This window comes from Inquilinus limosus DSM 16000, from assembly GCF_000423185.1.
Taxonomy (GTDB): Bacteria; Pseudomonadota; Alphaproteobacteria; order DSM-16000; family Inquilinaceae; genus Inquilinus; species Inquilinus limosus.
The window spans coordinates 65,190-85,944 of record NZ_AUHM01000036.1 but is presented as its reverse complement, the minus strand read 5'-3'; the positions used below and the strand labels follow the sequence as shown (position 1 = coordinate 85,944).

Sequence of the window (20,755 nt, the reverse complement as noted above, 5' to 3'; positions counted from 1 at the left end):
GCGTGAGCATCTCGCACTGCTGCAGCGCGCAGCCGCGGCCATAGGCCTGGACATCGAAATCGGGCGGCACCTCTTTCATGGAACATATCATGAACAAGGCGCGTGGAGTTAAGCAATGAACATTGCGTTAACACGACCCGCGCCTCCGCCCCGCCTCGCCCGGCGCCGCCACGGGTGCGGCGAATGCATCGGCTGCCGGGCTATGGCCGGACACGCGCTCCGGCACGACAGGGTGATCGGTCGGCAGACGGCCGATGGGTCCGCAAAGGGTGAGAAGTGACCGTTGGAGCCCTTGTGGGTAAGCGGCAAATTCGTCGCGAGAGCGCCATATGCGGACCTTGAGCCGCCGTCCCGAAACCGGACGTGGCTCAGGCTCTTGGAAATCGGCTCTTCGAAGCGAAGCGTGCTTTGTTGGCGCTGGCTCCGGTGGCGACCTCGATTCATCGCGCCCAACATGGCGCCAATCACACGAGTGAGATATAGTCAAATTGAAAGCCGATCTTGGAAGGCCACTGGATTCTTATGAAACAAACAATTCTAGGGCTAATTTGGTATATAATATTCTTTCTGACTATCGGCTCCGCTATTTATTTTGTAAAGAGCAGACGCGATTGGTCGTTTAGTCGGAGCTATGGGCATGTGATGTCTAGGATTTTTTACTATTTCTCTACTGTTGGGATATATATAGGCCTTTTCTTCGCCACATTTGGTGGCCTCAATCTACTTGTCGGAGTGAATCGACATGCGATGTCGATTCCCGTCGGACTTGCGGTCTCTCTCCTCAGCTATCTATTCCGTTGTATTGGAAAGTACTGGATTGAATCAGAGCAGCAGCGCTCCGATTAGCTCCCTCTTGAAGGCGCGTGCCCCAGCTATCTTTGAGCTGTGCAACTGATTCGGCAATGCTTCGCCCGAATTTAGCGGATGGGCTAGCTCGCGTCTTGCCTGCCCCGATCGAGCTAGCCAGGCTGGGATGCGCCAAAACCAGCCATAGCGGAGATCGCCCGATAGCGGACACTGCCGGACATCCGGCGGTCAACCCATCGTGGTGATTGCCTCAGCCCGGCCGGCATGGCCTGATCGGTCGCGACACTGAGTATCTTTGTCTGACCCAGTTTACTTAGCCGCATCAGCTGCCGTTTCACCCGGCGGCACGATCCGGAACATGAAAGTCGAAACACTATCTCCAGGTTTGAACGGGCCGGGGACCTTGTTGCGGACAGGGTCCAGACTTTGGAGAAAGGCCGCTATCGCCGTGGCGTCATCCGCCGTGAGCTGCGCAAAGGCATGCCATGGCATGATGGGTGCCAGCATGCGGCCGTCCGGCCGTTGGCCGCCCTGTATCGCCGTCACGATCTGCTCCCGGGTCCAACTGCCGACGCCTGTCTCTTTGTCTGGTGTGATGTTGGAGCCGACAAAGACGCCCTGGCCTGGAATCTCGAAGCCCATATCCGAGCCGCCAAGGAAGCGTGACATATCGGGCCTGCCGAAGAAATATCCCGGCGTGTGGCAGTCGTTGCAGCCGCTGATCGTAACAAGGTACTTGCCGCGTTTAATTTGGGTATCGTCAGCCAGGACCGTGAGCGCTGCCAGCGTGACGACTGACGCAAGCAGCAACGCAAGGCAACTGCGTAGCATGATCATACTCCTTGCTCGCGCCTCGCTTCCCGTGCGCTTGTACGCTCGCGAGACGGTAACATTGCGCTGACATATCAGCCCTTCGCGACGCGACATCGCCAAGGCCATCATCTTCCCGGTACACGTCGCCCCGATGAGCGAAGGCATCAGACGATCCGCCCGCATAACGCGGCGCCCAAGCCGATCAGGAGGATGCCCGCGATGCCGTTGAGCCGATCCAGCGTCGCCTTTTGCAGATTCTGAAACATCGCGTTCGTGCTCAAGGCGAGGACCAAGTACCAGGAGGCGCTGCCGAGCATCACCCCGATGGGCGCTGCGAACCCGCGACTCGTGATCAGCGGATTACCGGCCTGCGGCACGACCGCGATGGCCAGATACGGCAGCATCGTCATCGGGTTGGCGGCGGCGATCAGCAAGGTCGACATGAAGGCAGAGCCCAAGGCCCCACACCCTGCTTCGCGCGCCGGGCGGGTGGGGACGAGGCAGGTTCTGAGACCCATGAAGATGAGGGCGAGCCCTCCCGCAATGCGCAGCGGCACCTCCACCGTGAACGCCGTCTGCGCCAACGCGCCTGCGCTGGTCGCGGCCAGGACACTGAACAGCGCGTGTGCGACCGCAGCGCCCATGCCGCTGGCGATCCCGAACCAGATGCCCAAAGCCAGCGTCCGCTGCACGCACACCAAGCCTACCGGGCCGAACGGGATGGCGATGAAGAGGCCGAGCGTCGCCGCGGGCAGCATGTCGGCCAGAAGCTGCGTCATTTCCAGAACGGCTTGGCCGCTTCGGCCTTCGCCTGTTGCCGTGTGACGCCGATGTCTTCGAGGAAGTGGTCGTCGAGATCCGACAGGGCTTCTCGCTGCCGAGACCGCGCTGCACACCGGGCACACCACCGCCAGAACCACGTGCCCCAGATCGGGCCACGGATGTGCCCTCGGCTATAGCTCTGCCTGCACGACCGCTTCCCCGCCGTTGCGGTTGGGCCGGCAATAAAGATTGCTCGACGACTGGAGTCCATCGGTTCCTCCTGTGTCGTTATGCAAGTTCGATGGTCGATGCTCCGCTCTCGAACGCGCCGGGAAGAGGACGCCGGCGGGCCGGTCTGGCGCCCGACGTCGTCGTGCCGATGCCTGGCCGGCTGCCGTACCGTGCGTGTGCTCGACAGATCCTGTGTCGGTGCTCACCGCACCAGGCGGACGGCGATCTTCGTCGCTCAGAATCGCCTCAGCTCAGACCGGACGCGTATTGCGGCCCTGTCTCGTCATGGTTTCCATGATGGCATCGCAAGCCTGACTTCTTGTGTTACGGGGGTCACAGGCTGTTCGAGATCACGCCGGCGAGGTCTGCCATGTGGCTCGTGCCTCTGCTCCCCATCACAGCGATTGCCGGTGCGGCGCTACTCAGCGGGTGTGGCTGTCAAAGCGAACCGGCGGCCACGCCGTCACCGCTGACATCGGATTTCGGTGACCGGATTTCGGTGACAGTGAACTTTTAGGGTTCACCCCATTGCTAGGACCAATGCGGTCAGACACTCGGGTCAGCCGGCAGATGCGTAGTCGACTCGCCGAACAGCCTCGCCCATCAGAGCAATGTCAAAATCGTGCACTGTCACCGAAATCAGTGACACCGAAATCCAGTGATGGGCCTGCTTAGGCCCTTTCTTAGCGGCCATACGGCGACCATATCCTGGACAGTTGCAGGCGCAGGCAAGTCCAGAGGGGACATCTGCGATGTGAACGAGCTCTCCATTGGAGAGCTCCGCGACGAGAGCGCCCCCCTGCTCTGTACAAGCATATAGCTGTCCCAGTTCTACCGACACCGTAGTGGCATTGCCTGAAAGTGCGATACGATCACTTGTATAAGAGTTTCCTTCTGAGCCGGATTGCCGAATTGGAAAGCCTCTCGATGTGATCTGAAAGCCTTCTAGTCTTCAACGCGGCCGTGGCCAGTTCATGGCTACTCGCCATCGGGGAGGAGTAGTACGCAGACGTCGTCTCGCGGGGTGAGAATCGTGGTCCGCGTCTTAGCGCGTGTGACGCTAACCCGAAAATTCTGGCGCGCCTGCGTCATCACCCCGTCCCGGACATTGCTAGAGACAATTCGATCAGGGTTGGCGACAATCTCGCCCTGCGCACGCTTTGGCCAGCCCTCAAAGATTATAACCTCATCGAACTGCTTTCCCTTTGCCTTGTGCATGTTCATCACGACAACGCCTGACTCCGGTTTGTGCGTCGTCGCGAAATGCTCCTGAACGAAGGACTGACGCGTTATGGACAGGGCATTGCGATATCCGCCGGACTCCCGCCAGTCCTGTGCCAGGCCCTGCCGAAGTTGCGTCCCTCGCTCGAGCAGGCGAACGTTTCGCACCTCCTTGGCTACTTCCTTCAGTCGAGTGCACCCGCCGGCGTCCAGCACAGCGCGCACTGCGACCCAATCTCTGTCAGGATCGCCCGTGAGCGCCAACGTCGTCGCCGCCTCGTAGACTGCGAAGGTTGGCTTCAATACACTGTTGCCAGGCACTGGCTTTCCCGCCGCTAGACATTCATTCCACTTCGCCAGCGCGGCTCGAAATCGCCCCGCTTCATTCATGTCGCCCTTTGTCGGTGTGGCGCCTCCTCGTCCGTGGAAATAGCTGCACATGAGTTCCACGAACTTGTCGAAGCGCCTCGGATCGCCGCCCTGCTGTAACAAGAAGGCGATTATCTCCGCTGCGAGGATCGGCCCCTCCATGTCAACAGCGGCGCTATGAGCGATGGGGGGCACTGTCCCAAATGGTTCGCGCAGCCGGTCGGATACGAAGCGCGTCATCCGTTTGGTCGGAACGAGGATCGCCAGCGACCAGTCGCGCTTGCCGCTATCAATCAGGCGCTTGCGGGCCTGGAGTACCTGGGCCACCAATGTTGCGAATGCCTGATTCGGGTTCGATTCAAATCCCTGAAATTCGACCCCCTGATAAGTTTTCTGACGGAATCTTCCTGCCAGGATATCATTTCCGAATAGCGCGATCTCCGTGCCTTTGCTGCGGTGATTGTCGCCAGCGAGATCATGTACCGACGGGCTGAACGCTGCTTGGAAGTGATCGAGCCTCGCAGGGTCAGCGCCAATGAAGTCGAAGATCCGCTGCTGAGGGTCGGCTAGCGCAATCAATGTGCTTCCCAACCCAAGAGCTTGGACCACGCGCCACTGATCAGCGCTCGTGTCCTGGAACTCGTCCAGGATGATGAAGGGATACATCGTCGAGATCAGCGCTCGCACCTTCTGAGAACCGTGGAGCAAGGTCGCCACCCGATCCGCGAATAAATCGAAGCAGACCCTGCCTTCCGCCGTTGCTATCCGAATGCGCTCGGCTTCCTCACGCGACTGCTTCTCGGCTTGCTCCTCTGGCGTCAGCTTCGATGCTGGCCGATAGCCACTCCGCACTGTGGAGAGGGCAATTGCCTCGTTTGGCGGCGTCAGGATCGTTATCCGCCGAGGGAGACCGACGAGATATCCGTGCGTCTTCAGGATGCGCCAGAAGAAGGAATGGTAGGTGTCGACTTCGATCCTCTGCTTTTCCGCGCGCGTGATCTCGCGTTCTTCGTCGATCGCCTCTAGCACGCGCGATACCGTTGCGCGCGCAAAGCTCAGAAAGAGGATGCGCTGCCCTGGACGCAGTTGCTCCCGCGCGATCTTAGCGGCCTTGAGGATTGAGACGGTTGTTTTGCCCGACCCAGGACCTCCGGTCACGAGTTGATGACCGCTCGTGCGGATTACGTCCTTTTGCGCTTCGGTTAGGTCGACCATTGCGTCTCACCTAACTAAGCGGATCGACCAACTCAACTTCATCCGCTTTGGGTGTCGCAGGTGACGGCGGGGTGGAGGGAAGCGGCGGATCGCAAAGAGTCTTGAGCGCGATGCAGGCCTCCCGCAGCCAAGTCGGTATCTCATTTTCCGTGCACTGCGCGAGGAACTCGGCAATACCCCAGTTTCCCTTGGACCAGCCAAAATACTCCTTCAGAGCAGCAACCGCTTGCGCTTTAGGATTTGGATATTTCGCAAGAAGATGTGACGGCCAGTCCAATTTATCAGCGAACCGCTCCAACGCCTCCTGCGAGGTATTCTTTAAGACCAAATCCTCGATGCCTTTTTCTTCGTGCATGAAAAGGCGTTCGACCTGCGCTTCGATAGCTGCCTGGGCAGTAGCCGTCTGTTTGTCGCAGATGGCGAAGGTGCGCTTACCGAGGCTTTTGTAAAGACCTGCGAGATCCGCAATCTGACTCTCGGTCCCCGCATCGATCGTGCATACGCCTAGCGCTTCGAGGGACGCATACGTCGTGGGATTCAGTTCGGCCAGTCGGCGTGCCACCACGGGAAAGGCGGTCGCTTCGGTCGCGCCTTCGGCGATAAGCACGCGGCGCGAGAGCAGCCCCTCGCAGAACCGGGTCCGAAATTCCTGACGATAACGTTTGTGTTTCACGCTTTCCGGCAGCGTTATCTTCGCCTGGCTAAGAACCCCGTCATGAGTGCGCGACAGGATGACGGTTTCATCAAGACCGAATTCCTCCAGAACATATGGGGAATGCGACGTGAAGATCGACTGTGCCGAGAGCTTGCGCAACTCATGCACGATGCGCTTTTGGGCATAAGGCGGTATTGCGGTCTCCGCTTCTTCCATCGCGAAGATCACGTTCTGCTTGTCTTCGGCGATCTGGGACAGCATTGCCAATACTAGCATGTTGATCGTGCCGGTCCCTTGGCGAAAGAACGGTGCCGCGTGATCGCCTTCACCCGTCGCGATGAAAGCCGTCACTACCTTTCGAAGATGCTCGCGGGTCAGATTGGAGACCTTGAGATGGGGCTTCGCACCCCATTCCCGCGGGACATACTTCTTCAGCGACGTATTAATGCTCTCAAGCACGCCCGAAATACCCAAGGTCGGGTCACTCGCCACATCGAGACCGTCGAGTGTCGAGATTGTGCCCTCCCACATCTGGGGACGGATTTCCTTTAGGCGCAGGATGATGTCGAGCAGGCTGCCATGTTCAAGACTGAGCGCTCGCGACCCGGTCCTCAGCGAACGCAGAAAGAGAAAGCCGCAGTGTTGCTTATCTTTCTTTGAGAAGGATGTCGGCGTCTCCTCTTCCACAAGGCTGCGGGTGAAATAAGTATTGCCAGCGAAATCGTCCTCCTCGGGAACGTATTCGCCGATGAAGGTCACGCGAAGCGCTGCAGCGATGTTGGAAGCATCGACGCCAGCGGGGTCAGGCTTATCATACAATACGCCCGTATTCGTGTTCAGCCATTCGATATTGGCACCGAACCGCGCCTCCTGCTCAGCCGACAGGTTGGTGATCATGACCTCGACGACAATCTGTGGCATGTCGGCGGGCGCCGCACCTTCCAGGGCACCCTCGGCAGCGATCGCCAGATACCTACCCTGATAGAAGTCATGCTCATCGACCGGCGGACGTCGGTTCAATCGGTCAGGGCCAAGTACTAAATCGATTGCCTCCAGGACGGAGGATTTCCCGGTATTGTTGTCTCCGATGAGGACTGCATGGTCGGGTAAGACCAGCTTGGCGGAACGGATACCCCGGAAATTCTCAATCGCTACCGAAAATATCTTCACCTTTTCCTCCGTCTCGCACCTGCGAGGTTCCTCCATCACTTTTATTCGAGAATGCAGTCGGGTATCGACCATCGACGCAGCAGCTTCGCGGGCTGAACGAGGATGGCAGAAGCTCCCCGCTCGGATTGTTCGATTTTGATACCAACCTATTGAATCTACATAAATATTCCTTTCGGGCGCGAAATGCGCCCCAATTGTCAGCATCCTACCGCATCGGCCGGAAAAAAAGGCCACAAGCAATTCGAGATTTCAATATCTGCCGTGGTATCGACGGGAATATCTGCTCCGGAGGAGCTCGGAACGCGTCCCTATGTCACCAAAAGGGGACGGAACCGACCTTCAGCCAGCATTGGCTGCCGCGTCCGCACCGAGCCGTATCCGGTCCTCGTACCGCCTCGACGGTCAGCCCTTGACCATGATCACGGTCGGCAGGGCGACGCCCGCGGCCATCGGCATCTCGCCGCGCTCGACCGGGCGGTAGCCGAGCCGGGCGTAGAACGCCTCGGCATTAGCGTTGGCGCGCACCCGGAAGCGGCGGAAGCCGGCGGCGCGGGCGGCGGTCTCCGCCGCCTCGACCATGCGGCGGCCAAGGCCCTGGCCGGCCCGGTCCGGGGCGACGAAGACCTTGCGCAGCCGCGCCACGGCCGGGTCGTCCGGCACCCGGCACCAGCCGGCGGTGGCGACCAGACGCCCGTCCGGCGCCTCCGCCACCAGGATGTTGTTGGACAAGAGCTCGCCCGCATAGTCCGGCGCCATCACCTCCGCCACATGCGCCGCGATCTGCGCCGGGCTGTGCATGTCGCCGCCGAGCGCCGTGAAGGAGTCGGCCTGCAGCCGGCGCACGGCGTCGAGATCGGCCTCGCGGATCGGCCGCAGGACCAGCGGGTCGGTCACGACTCCGCCGGTTCCAGCCGGCGCGCCAGCGGGCCGTCCCGCTCCTCCAGGCAGCAGACCGTGTAGTCGCAGGTGATCTCCTCGCCCGCCGCGATGTCGCGCGCGGCCAGGGTCACCGGCCCCGAATTGTCGGTGTTCGGGTCGTCGTCGTGGTTCAGGAAGCGGGCGTCGTCGCCGTTCAGGACGTAGCCGCCCGGGATGTCCGGCGACAGATAGGCGTAGGTGTCGAAGAAGCGGCGCGGCACCTCGGGCAGCGCGGCCACCTCCTCCTCCGGCACCACCTTGTCGATCGCCGGCTCGAACCGCCAGATCGGCGTGCCCTTGGCGATCGGCGCCGCGGCGAAGACGCCCAGGCCGTGGATCGCGCTGGGCGCGACGTAGGTCGGTACCAGGAACATGGTGCCCCCCGCTTTCCGAGACCGTTTGGAAACGCACCTGCTGTGGCCGTCTGACGGCGGGCTCGAGCGCTTCCGGTGCTCACGGACCTCCATGTCCGCTGCGCTCCGGTTCTCGAAACCACCGCCAGCCGACTCACATCAGCGCATTTCCAAACGGTCTCTCCTTCTTGAATCGCTTATAACCACGGTTGGTGGTCGGCCGGAAGGGGGCAAACAACGCCTTGTTGCCGAACGCCGAGCCATGCGCCAGCCGCAGGGCCATTCCCGCCCCCGCGTGGCTGGTCGAACCGGCCCCGCGCGGCGAAATATGGCGTATCGGTCCAGGAGCTCGACATGTCCGCATCCCGCCCCGTCGTCGGCATCCCCGCCTGCGTCAAGCAGACCGGGGCCCATCCCTTCCACGTCGTCGGCGACAAATACATCCGCGCCGTGTCGGAGGGGGCGGACTGCCTGCCCTTCCTGATCCCGGCGCTGGGCGACTGGCACGATGTCGACGCGGTGCTGGACCGGGTGGACGGCCTCCTGATCACCGGCAGCCTGTCCAATGTCGAGCCGAAGCATTACGCCGGTGAGGCCAGCGAGCCCGGCACGCTGCACGACCCGGACCGCGACGCCACCACCCTGCCGCTGATCCGCCGCGCCATGGAGCGCGGCATCCCGCTGCTGGCGATCTGCCGCGGCCTGCAGGAGCTGAACGTGGTCTGCGGCGGCACCCTCTTCCAGCATATCGAGCGCGTGCCCGGCCGCGCCGACCACCGCGCCGACGAGACCAGGCCGGTCGAGGTGCAGTACGGCCCGGCCCATCCGGTGAGCCTGACCGAGAACGGCGCGCTGGCGGCGCTGTTCGGCAAGGCCGAGACCATGGTCAACACCATCCACGCCCAGGGCATCGACCGGCTGGGCGACGGCCTCGCGGTCGAGGCGGTGGCGCCGGACGGGCAGATCGAGGCGGTGCGGATCGAGGCCGCGCCCTATTTCGGCCTGGCCACCCAGTGGCACCCGGAGTGGAAGTTCCGGGAGAATCCGGATTCGACGGCGCTGTTCGAGGCCTTCGGCAAGGCGGTCCGCCGCTACGCCGCCGACCGCGACGGGCGCCGCGCCGCGGCGGAGTAGTTTCCGCCAGCCCCGTCACCGCGAGACTGCGACGGTGTTGCCTCTCCCGCTTTCCCCGGGTCAAGCCCGAGGAGGAGAGGTCGGAGACGCGAAGCGGCTCCGGGTGAGGGGAGTTTGTCGAGGCCTGGGCCAGCCCTCACCCGGTCTCGCTGACGCGAGCCCGACCTCTCCCGCCAGGCGGGAGAGGCGACGCGAAAACGCTCGATATTCTGCGGCGTAACTCTACCGCTGCCCTCCCGGCCGCAGCAGCCGGGCGCGGTCGATCTCCTCGGCCCGCAGCTTCGCCCGCACCCGCAGCAGGTCCTTGCGGGCGACGATGCCGACCAGCACCCCGTCCTCGCGCCGGGTGACCGGCACGCGGCCGGCATCGGCCTCCGCCATCCGGTCGGCGAGGCGGCCGGCCAGCTCGTCCGGATGGCCCAGCACCAGCGGCCCGCCGGCGACGGCGTCGGCCAGGGCGGTGCCGCGCGGCCAGCCGGAGACGGTCCAGCGCAGCACGTCGGCCCGCGCCACCATGCCGACCGGCCGGCCGGCGGCGTCGATCACCGGATAGCTCTTGTGCCGCGGGCCGGCGCTCTCGTCGGTGAAGAAGGCGATGGCCTGCTCCACCGGCATCGCCGCCGGCAGCGTGTCGACCCGCGGCACCATCACATCGGCCACCCGGGTCAGCTCGAACGGGTCGACGATGTATTCGCGCAGGATGTGGTGGCCGCGCCGGGCGATCTTCTCGGTCAGGATCGACCGCTTCAGCAGCAGCACGGTGACGGCGTAGGCGGCGATGCAGGCGGCCAGGAGGGCCGGCAGCATCCCGAGGTTGCCGGTCAGCTCGACCGCGAAGACCGCGGCGGTCAGCGGCGAGCGCATGGTGCCGCCCATCATCGCCGCCATGCCGAGCAGGGCCCAGACGCCGCTGCCGCCGGGCAGGACCGATCCCTCCAGCGCTCCCAGCGCCCCGCCCATGATCAGCAGCGGCGCCAGCACGCCGCCCGAGGTGCCGGAGCCGAGGGCGATCGACCAGATCAGCGCCTTGACCACCAAGAGGCGCAGCACCTCGCCCGAGGCCAGATGGCCGGCCAGCAGCGCGCGGATCGAGTCGTAGCCGACGCCGAGCGCCGCCGGATCGATCAGGCCGCCGAGGCCGATGGCGACGCCGCCCAGAACCGGCCACCACATCCAGTGGACCGGCAGCCTCTCGAACAGGTCCTCGAAGCCGTAGACCAGCGCGGTGAGGATGCCGGAGCCGAAGCCGGCGGCGATGCCGACCCCGATGACCGCGAGGAGCGCCGGGCCGGACAGGTCGACCATGCCGGCGAAGGGGAACAGCGGCCCGGACTCGAACAGCAGCGGGCGCCAGGCCGCGGCGACGATGGCGGCGGTGGCGACCGGGATCAGGCTGCGCGGCTTCCATTCGAACAGCAGCAGCTCGACCGCCAGCAGCACCGCCGCGACCGGGGTGCCGAAGATCGCGGTCATGCCGGCGGCGGCGCCGGCGACCAGCAGCGTCTTGCGCTCCGCCGCCGTCAGGTGGAACAGCTGGGCGAACAGCGAGCCCAGCGCGCCGCCGGTCATGATGATCGGGCCTTCGGCGCCGAACGGGCCGCCGGTGCCGATCGACACGGCCGAGGACAGCGGCTTCAGCACCGCCACCTTGGGCTGGATCCGGCTGCTGCCGATCAGGATCGCCTCGATCGCCTCCGGGATGCCGTGGCCACGGATCTTCTCCGACCCGTAGCGGGCCATCAGGCCGATGATCAGGCAGCCGGCCGGCGGCACCAGCGCCGCGGCGAGGCCGAGCGGCGATTGGCCGAGATCGACCGCGGCGGTCGAGAGCCGGCCGAACCAGGCGAGGTTGGTGACCAGCGCGATCAGCTGCAGCAGCACCCAGGCGGCGGCGGTGCCGGCGGTGCCGACCACCGGCGCCATGGCGATCAGCCTGAGGGCGCCGCGGTCGATGGTGAAGTCGCCGAGCCTGGCGGAACGGGTGGGAAGGGCAGCGGGCGCAGGCGCCGCCGGGTCTGCGGGTCTCGACATCGGGCCGGGTTCCGGAGGATCAAGGGGCATCCGGTCTCGGAGCCCGGACGCCGGATAAATATCGTAGTGCGATATAATTTCAAGTGCGAGGATGCGCGGCCCGATGACCCAGGCCCTGAGCAAGGCGGATTACGAGGCGCTGGCGGCGTTCCGCCACGCGCTGCGGCGCTTCCTCGACTTCAGCGGCGAGGCGGCGAAGGCGGCGGGGCTGACGCCGCAGCAGCACCAGGCGCTGCTGGCGATCAAGGGCTTCCCCGGCCGCGACCGGGTGACGATCGGCGAGCTGGCGGAGCGGCTGGTGCAGCGGCACCACAGCACGGTCGGGCTGGTCGACCGGCTGGAGGCGCTGGGGCTGGTGCGGCGCGAGGCCGACCCGGCGGACCGCCGCCGCGCCCTGGTCGCCCTGACCGGCCGGGCGGAGGAGGTGCTGGCCGGCCTGTCCGCCAGCCATCGCGACGAGCTGCGCCGCCTCGGCCCCACCCTCGCGGCGCTGCTGCAGCGGCTGGGGACGGAGGGTTGATCCCTGCGGCCGGACTATAGATCCGTCATGGCGAGGAGCGAAGCGACGTGGCCATTCAGGGGCTGGTGCGAGTGGCCCTGGATGGCCACGCCCCTGCGGGGCTCGCCATGACGAGGAAAGGACTGGAAAGGTCGGTTTCGACGGCCGCTGGAGCCTCTAAGGCGCCAGCGCGGCGTCGACGGCCTTCGTCACCTCCGGCCCGGTCGGCTCGGCGGCGCTGGGGAAGGCGGCCAGCAGGGTGCCGTCGCGGCCGATCAGCAGCTTGTGGAAGTTCCATTTCGGCACCGCCGCCGGATCCTGCTGCGCCGCCCAGCGGTACAGCGGATGGGCCTCGGCGCCGGTCACCGGCTGCTTGGCCAGCATCGGGAAGTCGATGCCGAAACTGGTCTCGCAGAACTCCTTGATCTCGCCGGCCGAGCCCGGCTCCTGCGCCCCGAAATCGTTCGACGGCACGCCGAGCAGCACGAAGTCCCGGCCGCGGTGCCGGGCCCACAGCTCCTGCAGCCCGGAATACTGCCTGGTGAAGCCGCAGAAGGAGGCGGTGTTGACCACCAGCACCACCTTGCCGGCGAAGGCGTCCGGGGCGAAGGCGCCGCCTTCCAGCTTCGGCAGCGGCAGGGCGGACCAGTCGAGCGGCCGGGCCGCGGCGGGAGTCGCGATCATGAGCAGCACCAGGACGAGCAGTCGGGCCAGCATGGCGGGACCTCCGGCGAGGCCCCCAGGCTGCGCCACGGCACCGCAGGGCGCAAGAGCCGATGCCTCGCCCGCCGCCGAATCCCGTGCTAGGACGGGCCGGATCCCCCGGCGATGGAACTGCCCCGTGCCCGAGACCGTCCTGCACCTCCACCCCGGCATGCCGGAAGCCTCGCTGCGCGCGATGCGCGGGCGCTTCGACCTGGTCGAGCATTCCCGCGCCAGCGCCGCCGCCGACCTGCTGCCGGAGGCCGACCGCATCCGCGGCGTGGTCACGATCGGCGTGATCGGCATCGACCGGGCGCTGATCGAGCGGCTGCCGAAGCTCGGCATCATCGCCTGCTACGGCTCGGGCTATGAGCGGATCGACGTCGCCGCGGCGCGGGAACGGGGCGTGGTCGTGACCAGCAACACCGGCGCCAACGCCGCCTGCGTCGCCGACATGGCGCTGGCCCTGCTGCTGGCCAGCGTGCGCCGGCTGGGCGAGGGCGACCGCTTCATCCGCGCCGGGCGCTGGACCCGCGCGGCGGCGCCGGCGGAGCTGATCTCGACCGGCCTGGCCGGGCGCCGGGTCGGCATCCTGGGCCTCGGCGCGATCGGCGAGAGGATCGCCCGCCGCGCCGCCGCCTTCGACATGGAGGTGGCCTATCACAACCGCCGGCCGAAGCCGGGCGTGCCCTGGACCTATCACCCGACCCTGGCCTCGCTGGCGGAATGGGCGGACATCCTGGTCGTCTCCTGCCGCTCGGACGAGAGCACCCGCGGCATCGTCGACCGGTCGGTGCTGGCGGCGCTGGGGCCGAAGGGCCACGTCATCAACATCGCCCGCGGCGAGGTGCTGGACGAGGCGGCGCTGATCGCGGCGCTGGAGTCCGGCGCCATCGCCGGCGCCGGCCTCGACGGATTCGAGCACGAGCCCGAGGTGCCGGAGGCGCTGAAGCGGCTGGAGAACGTGGTGCTGGCGCCGCACATCGCCAGCCTGACCGAGGCCGCCCATCGCGAGATGTGCCGGATGACGATCGAGAGCCTGGAGAATTTCTTCGCCGGCCGTCCGCTGCCGAACGCGGTGTAGCGCTATGATGGCCCGCCCGATGCCGATGAAGCGAGGCGAGCCATGCGACCGCTGACCGGAGTGAAGGCCTGCGTCTTCGACGCCTATGGCACGCTGTTCGACACCGCCTCCGCCGCCCGGCGCAGCGCCGGGCTGCTGGGCGACAAGGCCGGCCCGCTGGCCGCCCTGTGGCGCGAGAAGCAGCTGGCCTACACCTGGCTGCGGGCGGTGCAGGGCCGCCACGCCGATTTCTGGCAGGTGACCGGCGACGCGCTGGACTTCGCGCTGGAGGCGCTGGCGATCGACCGGCCCGGTCTGCGCGACCGGCTGATGCAGCTGTACCTGACGCTGGAGCCCTATCCGGAGGTGCCCGGGGTGCTGCGCCGGCTGCGCGCCGCCGGGCTGAAGACCGCGATCCTGTCGAACGGCACGCCGCGCATGCTCGAGGCCCTGGTCGCCGGGGCCGGGCTGCAGGGGCAGTTCGACGCCCTGCTGTCGGTGGAGCAGGCCGGCGTCTACAAGCCGCATGCGAGCGTCTACCAGCTGGCGCTCGACGCCTTCGGCCTGCCGGCGGAGGCGATCGCCTTCCAGTCGTCGAACGGCTGGGACGCCTATGCCGCCTCGGCCTTCGGGCTACAGGTGGTCTGGTGCAACCGCGGCGGACAGCCGCGGGAGCGCCTGCCCGGCATGCCGGACCGCGAGGTCTCGACGCTGGAGGCGCTGCCGGACCTGGTCGGGGCCTAGAGGCGGCTCAGGCGCCGCACTCCTCGGCGTAGCTCTTCTGCTCCTCGCCGACGGTCTGCTGGAAGTCCTTCAGGTCCGAATCGCTGAACATGAGCTCGGCCTGGCAGGTCTTGTAGAGGTCGCCCAGCTTCACATAGGCGTCGATCAGCGACTTGTGCGCGGCGCATTTCTCCGCCTGGGGCGCCATCAGGCTCTTCAGCCGGGCGGATTGCAGCGGCGGGATGGCCTTCGACTGCGCCATGAAATCCTCGCTGCAGCCGGCGAAGGCGGGCAGGGCGAGCAGCGGCACCAGGGCCGCGGCAAGAACGAGCTGCTTCACGAACGCTTCTCCCCAGAGCTTTCGAGATCCCGCGCCGGGCAACCACGGCGCGGGCGAGACAACCCGCTCCGCCGGCATTCGTTCCGCCGGTCGCCGGAAGGTCAGCCCCGCGCCGGCCCGGTCGAGGCGCGCAGCACCAGCTCGGTGCCGAAATGGATCTCCTGGCGGCCGCGCGGATCGATCAGCAGCTCCGCCGCCGCCCGCCCCTTCTCGACCAGCGGCTGGCGGATCGTGGTCAACGGCGGGGTCGAGGAAGCGGCCGCGGCGATGTCGTCGAAGCCGATGATCGAAACGTCGCCCGGCACCGACAGGCCCTGCCGCGCCAGCCAGTCCATCGCCCACAGCGCCAGCCGGTCGCAGGTGGCGAGGATCGCGGTCATCCCCGGCTGGCGCCGCATCAGCCGCGGCATGCTGCGCTCGATCGACTCGGCCTCGAACAGGCATTCCTCGATCGCGACCTGCCCGGCCGGGATGCCGGCCGCGGCCAGCACGTCGAGATAGCCGTAGAGCCGCTGCTGGCAGGCGGCGTAGATCGAATCGCGGATGCGGCGCAGCGACACCGCGCCCTCGCGCGAATCCGGCATCAGCTCCATCGACAGCACGCCGATCCGGCGGTGGCCGAGCTCGAGCAGGTGACGGGCGGAGGCCTCGGCCCCGGTGCGGTCGGCGACGGTGACGGTGCGGCAGCCCTCGACCAGCGGCTGGTCGACCGTCACCACCGGCAGGCCCCGGCTCCGGATGATGTCGAGGACGCCCGGCTCCTCCTCCATGCAGTACATGATGAAGCCGTCGACCGCGGCCGAGGCGAGGGCCCGGCGCGCCGCCTCCACATCCGAGGCGGCGTAGACCGAGATGCCGCGCCCGGTCTCGTCGCAGACCGCGGCGACGCCCTGGATCAGGGCCAGGGCCGCCGGGTCGCCGAAGGCGTAGCTCAGCCCCTCGGGGATCATCACGGCGATGGTGCCGATCTGGCCGGTGCGCAGCATCCGGGCCAGCGGGTCCGGGCCCTGGTAGCCCAGCGCCTCGGCCGCTTCCATCACCCTGGCGCGGATCGCCTCGCTGACCCGCTCGGGATGGTTGAACACGTTCGACACGGTGCCCTGCGCGACCCCCGCCGCGGCGGCGATGTCGCGCAGGCGGGCCTTGGGCTTGGAGGGAACGGCATCCTCGGGCATGCGTCCAGCCTAGTCCCGATCTTGAACCGATTCAAAAACTCCTTGACGACACCTCCGGGAAGAGCAATTATGAATCGATTCAAAAAATCGATTCAAAGGAGGCCGTCATGAGCTTCATGACCGGATTCCCGCTGGTCGCGCATCTGATGCAGGTCCGGCTGGGCGGCCGGTTCCGGGACCTGCCGCCGTCGGTGGCGGCGGAGCTGGAAGCCTTCGCCGCCGAGCAGGAGGCCGCACCCCGGCCGGCCGCACCGCAGCCGAAGCCGGCCGCCGGGCGCAGCTCCTCCGTGCCGTCCCCGGCGCCGGCCTTCGCCCTGCGCAAGGCCTGCTGAGGGCGCGATGCCCCAGCCGTTCAATCGATCCCTTCGCACTCGACCAGCTCGAGCGGCCCCTTGCCCTTGAGCTCGTAGAAGCCGCGGCTGCGCGCCCGGCAGCGGTCCTGGATGCGCCGCCACAGCGCGGCGCTCAGGAACACCGAATTGGCATGGGCGCAGGCGGTGATCCGCGCCGCCGTGTTCACCGTGTCGCCCCAGAGGTCGAACAGGAACTGCCGCCGGCCGATCACCCCCGCCACCACCGGGCCGTGATGGATGCCGATGCGGACGCCCCAGCCCGGCTGGGCCTGCCGGGCCGCCGCCGCCAGGTCGAGGCCGCAGCGGATGGCGGCCGGCAGCGGCTCCTCGACCGGCTCCAGCAGGCCCGCCGTCGCCATCAGGGCGTCGCCGATGGTCTTGATCTTCTCCAGCCCGTGGCCGGCGACGATCCGCTCGAAGGTCTCCATCAGCGCCTGCAGCTCGGCCACCACCCGCTCCGGCGGGTTGCGGTCGCAATAGGCGGTGAAATCGACGATGTCGCAGAACAGCACCGCCACATCCTCGTAGCGCCGCGGCGTGACCCGGTCGGTCGCCTTGAGCTCGGCGATCGCGCCGGGCGGCAGGATGGCGCGGAGCAGGCAGTCGCTGCGCTCCTTCTCGCGCTCGATCTCGGCCAGATAGGCCGCCTCCTGGTCGCGCAGCCGCTTCTTGTCCAGGGACGCGCCGACCCGTGCCCGCAGCAGGACGGGGTTGAACGGCTTGGGCAGGTAGTCCTCGGCCCCCAGCTCGATGCAGCGCACCGCGCTGTCGAGCGCGTCGAGCGCCGAGATCATGATCACCGGAATGTCGCCCAGCGCCGGGTCCGACTTCAGCGTCCGCAGCACCTCGTAGCCGTCCATGCCCGGCATCATGACATCGAGCAGCACGAGGTCGAACCGCCGGCTGCGCAGCAGCGCCAGCGCCGCGACGCCGTCCGCGGCCTCGGTCAGGTCCTCGTACCCCTCGCGGCGCAGGCGGCGGGCCAGGGTGTAGCGGTTGGTCTCGTCGTCGTCGACGATCAGGATCGCGGCCGCCGGATCAGCCATCGCGCCGTACCCGGCCCAGCAGGGCCTCGATCTTCGCCAGGAGCCGGGCCATGTCGACCGGCTTGGTGTCGTAGTCGTCGCAGCCCGCCGCCAGGGCCTTCTCCCGGTCGCCCGCCATGGCGTGGGCCGACAGCGCGATCACCGGGATGCCGCCGGTCCCGGCATCGGCCTTGATCCGGCGCGTCGCCTCCCAGCCGTCGATCACCGGCAGGCTGAGGTCCATCAGGATCAGGTCCGGGCGCTCGCGGCCCGCCGCCTCGACCCCTTCCGCCCCGTCGCGGGCGGTGACGACGTCGAAGCCGCGGCGCTTCAGGCGGGTCGACAGCATGTAGATGTTGTCCTCGTTGTCCTCGACATAGAGGATCGTCGCCATGGTCATGCCCTCCGCAGGGCCGCGGCGGTCGCGTAGCGGCCGACCAGCTGACGGATCTGCGCCAGCAGCTCGTGCCGCTCGAAGGCGGCCTTCTGCAGGATGTGCTCGACGCCGCCGTTGAGGCGGCGGTGGTCGTGCTCGGTGAGGTCGGCGGCGGTGACGATGATGACCGGGATGCCGGCGTAGTCCGGCACCTTCCGGCAGGCGGCGAGGAACTCGAAGCCGTCCATTTCCGGCATCATCAGGTCGAGCAGGATGAGGTCCGGCCGCTCGTGCTCCATCCGCTCCAGCGCCGCGCGGCCGTCCCCCGCCTCGGCGACCTGCCAGCCCTCGGCGACCAGCAGCCGGCGCATCATCGCCCGGGTCGCGGCGTCGTCCTCGACCACCAGCACCCGCCGCGTCGCCGAAGCCGCGGACCGGAAGCGGGCCAGGATCGCGGCCAGGCGGCCGCGGTCGATCGGCTTGTTGAGGAAGTCGGAGGCGCCGAGGGCGATGCCCTTCTGCTTCTCGTCGACGATCGTGACCATGATCACCGGAATGCCCGCCAGCTCCGGATCCGACTTCAGCTCCTGCAGCACGCTCCAGCCGTCCATGTCCGGCATCAGGACGTCGAGGGTGATGACCGAGGGGCGCAGCATGCGGGCGGCCACCAGCGCTTCGGCGCCGTTCTCGGCGGTGTAGACGTCGAAGCCCTCGCGGTTGAGGAAGCGGCGCATCAGGTCGCGCACCGTGGGGTCGTCGTCGACCACCAGGACCCGGTCGGCACCGCCGCGCGCGGGGGCCGGCGCCGGCGGGCCGGCGGTGCCGACGGGCACGGGGGCGGAGGCGGGGGCGGGCGCCGGGATCACCTCCGCCTTCGTGGTGCCGCCCGCCGGCAGGCGGACGGTGAAGCTGGTGCCGACGCCCGGCTCGCTCTCGACCGCGATGGTGCCGCCCATCAGCGCCGCGAGGCGCTGGCTGATCGCCAGCCCCAGCCCGGTGCCGCCGTATTTCCGGGTGGTCGAGCTGTCGGCCTGGGTGAATTCCTGGAACAGCCGGCCGAGCTGCTCCCGGGTCATGCCGATGCCGGTGTCCGAGACGCGGAAGCGGACCCAGCCGCCGGCATCCGGGTCGCGCTCCACCGCCAGCGTCACCGTTCCGCCTTCGGTGAACTTGCAGGCGTTGCTGAGCAGGTTGAGGACGATCTGCCTGAGGCGGGTCAGGTCGGCCCGCATGGCGCCGAGCTCGGCCGGCCGCTCCACCACCAGGCGGTTGCGGTTGCGCTCGGCCAAAGGCTGCGCCGCCCCGGCCACGTCGGCGACGAGGCCGGCGAGGTCGATCTCCTCCTCGTGCAGCTCCAGGCGGCCGGCCTCGATCTTCGACAGGTCGAGCACGTCGTTGATCAGGGCCAGAAGGTGCCGGCCGGCCCGCAGGATCCGGTCGAGCGGCTCGCGGAACTCCTCCAGCTTCTGGTCCTCGGCGTCCTCCGACAGCATCTCCGCCAGGCCGATGATGGCGTTCAGCGGGGTCCGCAGCTCGTGGCTCATATTGGCCAGGAAGCGGCTCTTGGCCAGCGTCGCCTGGGTCGCCTGGTCGCGGGCGTCGGCCAGCCGGTCGACCAGCTCGCCCAGCTGCGCCTCCCGCGCCTTCAGCTCGGTGATGTCGGTGAACACGCCGACGCAGCCGCCGTCGGCGGTGATGCGCTCGCTGATCTTCAGCCAGCGGCCTCCGGCCCGCCGCTGTTCGTAGGCGCCGCCCGGATGGTGATGGCGGTCGAGCCGCGCCGACAGCCAGCTGTCGAGATGCTCGCCGGCGTCGGGGATCAACCCGGCCTCTCCCGCCGCGCGGATCACCTCCTCGTAGCGCACGCCCGGGCGGATCTCGAGGTCGACCCCGGCATACATCTCGCGATAGCGGCTGTTGCAGATCACCAGCCGGTCGTCGGCATCGTACAGGGCGAAGCCCTCGGAGATCGTCTCGATCGCCTCGCCGAGCTGACGCTGGGCCCGCTGCGCCTCGGCCTCCGCCGCGCGATGCTGCCGCTCCAGCCGGTCGCGCTCGATCAGGCTGCGCTGCAGCAGGCGGAGGGTCCGGGTCATCGCGCCGATCTCGTCGCGCCCGGCCGGCGGCAGCGCGACGTCGAGCCGGCCGCTCGTGATCGCGACCATGGCGTGCTCGAGCTGGCGCAGCGGCCCGATGATCGAACGGACGATGACCGCGGTCAGCACCACCGCCAGCAGGAAGGCGAGGACGCCGGTCGCCAGCGACAGCCGGACCGCCGTCTCCGCGTTGCGGACCGCCGCGTCGCGCATGGCGACGGCCTCGCCCTCCAGCCGGTCGACCATCGCGGCCAGGGCGGCGTCGACAGCCTGGATGTGGTTGCGGGTCAGCGCCATCAGGGCGTTGCCGACGACGCGCTGGTCGTCGGTGTAGGCCTCGACGGCCTTGAGCGCCTGGTCCATCAGCGGCCCGATCTCGGCCTGGATCGCCCGCACGCCGCCGGGATCGTAGGGGGCGAGCGCGGCGAGATCGGCCGCCAGCTGGTCCCGCGCGGCGAGGGCGTTCTGTTCCGACCGCACCAGCAGGCTGACGGCCAGGTCGGTCAGCCAATATTTGAGGTCGCCGAAATCCTTGTTCGCCTTGTTCGCCGTCTTCAGCACCGTCACCAGCCGCGCCTCCTCGGCCAGCGCCGCCGCCTCGGCCGAGACCTGGCGGTTGAGATAGAGCGTGGAGAGGGTCAGGATCGCCAGCAGCACGATCGCCAGGAAGACGAGACGGGCGCGGATCGAGAACTGCGACATGCCGCTCCTCGGGACCGGCGGC

20 protein-coding genes are annotated in these 20,755 nt (G+C 67.4%); 5 read left to right on the top strand and 15 right to left on the bottom strand.

Features of this window, described 5'->3' with window-relative positions:
* Positions 1-1,116: 1,116 nt before the first annotated feature.
* The 8 genes from G537_RS0125665 to G537_RS45475 form a co-directional block, all read right to left on the bottom strand.
* Positions 1,117-1,785: a cytochrome c gene (locus G537_RS0125665; protein WP_211230508.1), complete on the bottom strand. Its 669-nt coding sequence runs from the start codon at positions 1,783-1,785 to the stop codon at positions 1,117-1,119.
* Positions 1,785-2,399 carry a LysE family translocator gene (locus G537_RS42360; protein ID WP_051249133.1) on the bottom strand — a complete coding sequence of 205 codons (615 nt, stop codon included), beginning with the start codon at positions 2,397-2,399 and terminating at the stop codon, positions 1,785-1,787. The genes G537_RS0125665 and G537_RS42360 overlap by 1 nt, the downstream gene beginning before the upstream one ends.
* Positions 2,396-2,653, bottom strand: a complete 258-nt coding sequence (locus tag G537_RS43145) for a DUF1127 domain-containing protein (protein WP_081689037.1) — start codon at positions 2,651-2,653, stop codon at positions 2,396-2,398. The genes G537_RS42360 and G537_RS43145 overlap by 4 nt, the downstream gene beginning before the upstream one ends.
* Before the next feature lie 938 nt (positions 2,654-3,591).
* Entirely contained in the window at positions 3,592-5,418 is a 1,827-nt protein-coding gene (locus tag G537_RS0125655) for a UvrD-helicase domain-containing protein (protein ID WP_026872548.1), read from the bottom strand.
* Positions 5,419-5,428: 10 nt separating this feature from the next.
* Positions 5,429-7,243: an ATP-dependent nuclease gene (locus G537_RS0125650; RefSeq protein WP_026872547.1), complete on the bottom strand. Its 1,815-nt coding sequence runs from the start codon at positions 7,241-7,243 to the stop codon at positions 5,429-5,431.
* Positions 7,244-7,645: 402 nt separating this feature from the next.
* Positions 7,646-8,137, bottom strand: a complete 492-nt coding sequence (locus G537_RS42355; protein ID WP_051249132.1) for a GNAT family N-acetyltransferase — start codon at positions 8,135-8,137, stop codon at positions 7,646-7,648.
* Positions 8,134-8,535, bottom strand: coding sequence for an SET domain-containing protein (locus G537_RS39850; protein ID WP_064742211.1), 402 nt, complete (start codon positions 8,533-8,535; stop codon positions 8,134-8,136). The genes G537_RS42355 and G537_RS39850 overlap by 4 nt, the downstream gene beginning before the upstream one ends.
* A gap of 133 nt (positions 8,536-8,668) precedes the next feature.
* The gene (locus G537_RS45475) at positions 8,669-8,797 is read right to left on the bottom strand and encodes a hypothetical protein (RefSeq protein WP_281171505.1); all 129 of its coding nucleotides are present in this window, start codon (positions 8,795-8,797) and stop codon (positions 8,669-8,671) included.
* Between the two features lie 71 nt (positions 8,798-8,868).
* Between G537_RS45475 and G537_RS0125635 the strand changes: the two genes are divergently transcribed.
* Positions 8,869-9,648 carry a gamma-glutamyl-gamma-aminobutyrate hydrolase family protein gene (locus G537_RS0125635; protein ID WP_026872546.1) on the top strand — a complete coding sequence of 260 codons (780 nt, stop codon included), beginning with the start codon at positions 8,869-8,871 and terminating at the stop codon, positions 9,646-9,648.
* Between the two features lie 222 nt (positions 9,649-9,870).
* Here G537_RS0125635 and G537_RS39845 read toward each other — a convergent pair whose 3' ends face one another.
* Entirely contained in the window at positions 9,871-11,679 is a 1,809-nt protein-coding gene (locus tag G537_RS39845; RefSeq protein WP_034853009.1) for a chloride channel protein, read from the bottom strand.
* 103 nt (positions 11,680-11,782) lie between these two features.
* Here G537_RS39845 and G537_RS0125625 point away from each other — a divergent pair, with 103 nt between their 5' ends.
* Entirely contained in the window at positions 11,783-12,199 is a 417-nt protein-coding gene (locus tag G537_RS0125625; RefSeq protein WP_211230507.1) for a MarR family winged helix-turn-helix transcriptional regulator, read from the top strand.
* Positions 12,200-12,355: 156 nt separating this feature from the next.
* Here G537_RS0125625 and G537_RS0125620 read toward each other — a convergent pair whose 3' ends face one another.
* The gene (locus tag G537_RS0125620; protein WP_034853006.1) at positions 12,356-12,895 is read right to left on the bottom strand and encodes a glutathione peroxidase; all 540 of its coding nucleotides are present in this window, start codon (positions 12,893-12,895) and stop codon (positions 12,356-12,358) included.
* Positions 12,896-13,019: 124 nt separating this feature from the next.
* Here G537_RS0125620 and G537_RS0125615 point away from each other — a divergent pair, with 124 nt between their 5' ends.
* Together G537_RS0125615 and G537_RS0125610 are read left to right on the top strand one after the other, a co-directional pair.
* Complete coding sequence (locus G537_RS0125615) at positions 13,020-13,964, top strand: 2-hydroxyacid dehydrogenase (RefSeq protein WP_034853005.1); 945 nt, start codon at positions 13,020-13,022, stop codon at positions 13,962-13,964.
* A gap of 42 nt (positions 13,965-14,006) precedes the next feature.
* Complete coding sequence (locus tag G537_RS0125610; RefSeq protein WP_026872542.1) at positions 14,007-14,687, top strand: haloacid dehalogenase type II; 681 nt, start codon at positions 14,007-14,009, stop codon at positions 14,685-14,687.
* Between the two features lie 7 nt (positions 14,688-14,694).
* On the opposite strand, the gene G537_RS0125605 is transcribed toward G537_RS0125610, so the two are convergent.
* The gene (locus G537_RS0125605) at positions 14,695-15,006 is read right to left on the bottom strand and encodes a hypothetical protein (RefSeq protein ID WP_026872541.1); all 312 of its coding nucleotides are present in this window, start codon (positions 15,004-15,006) and stop codon (positions 14,695-14,697) included.
* A gap of 101 nt (positions 15,007-15,107) precedes the next feature.
* Entirely contained in the window at positions 15,108-16,181 is a 1,074-nt protein-coding gene (locus G537_RS0125600; RefSeq protein WP_026872540.1) for a LacI family DNA-binding transcriptional regulator, read from the bottom strand.
* A 107-nt stretch (positions 16,182-16,288) separates the two neighbouring features.
* Between G537_RS0125600 and G537_RS0125595 the strand changes: the two genes are divergently transcribed.
* Positions 16,289-16,513, top strand: coding sequence for a hypothetical protein (locus tag G537_RS0125595; protein WP_026872539.1), 225 nt, complete (start codon positions 16,289-16,291; stop codon positions 16,511-16,513).
* Between the two features lie 20 nt (positions 16,514-16,533).
* Here the strand turns inward: G537_RS0125595 and G537_RS0125590 are convergent, their stop codons facing one another.
* The 3 genes from G537_RS0125590 to G537_RS0125580 are packed head-to-tail and all read right to left on the bottom strand — an operon-like array spanning position 16,534 to position 20,733.
* Positions 16,534-17,580 (bottom strand): adenylate/guanylate cyclase domain-containing protein, encoded by a 1,047-nt coding sequence (locus G537_RS0125590; RefSeq protein WP_026872538.1) that lies wholly within the window; start codon positions 17,578-17,580, stop codon positions 16,534-16,536.
* Complete coding sequence (locus tag G537_RS0125585) at positions 17,573-17,953, bottom strand: response regulator (protein WP_034853003.1); 381 nt, start codon at positions 17,951-17,953, stop codon at positions 17,573-17,575. The genes G537_RS0125590 and G537_RS0125585 overlap by 8 nt, the downstream gene beginning before the upstream one ends.
* Before the next feature lie 2 nt (positions 17,954-17,955).
* A complete protein-coding gene (locus tag G537_RS0125580; RefSeq protein WP_051249131.1) occupies positions 17,956-20,733 on the bottom strand; it encodes an ATP-binding response regulator in 2,778 nt (925 codons plus the stop codon).
* Positions 20,734-20,755: the final 22 nt, after the last annotated feature.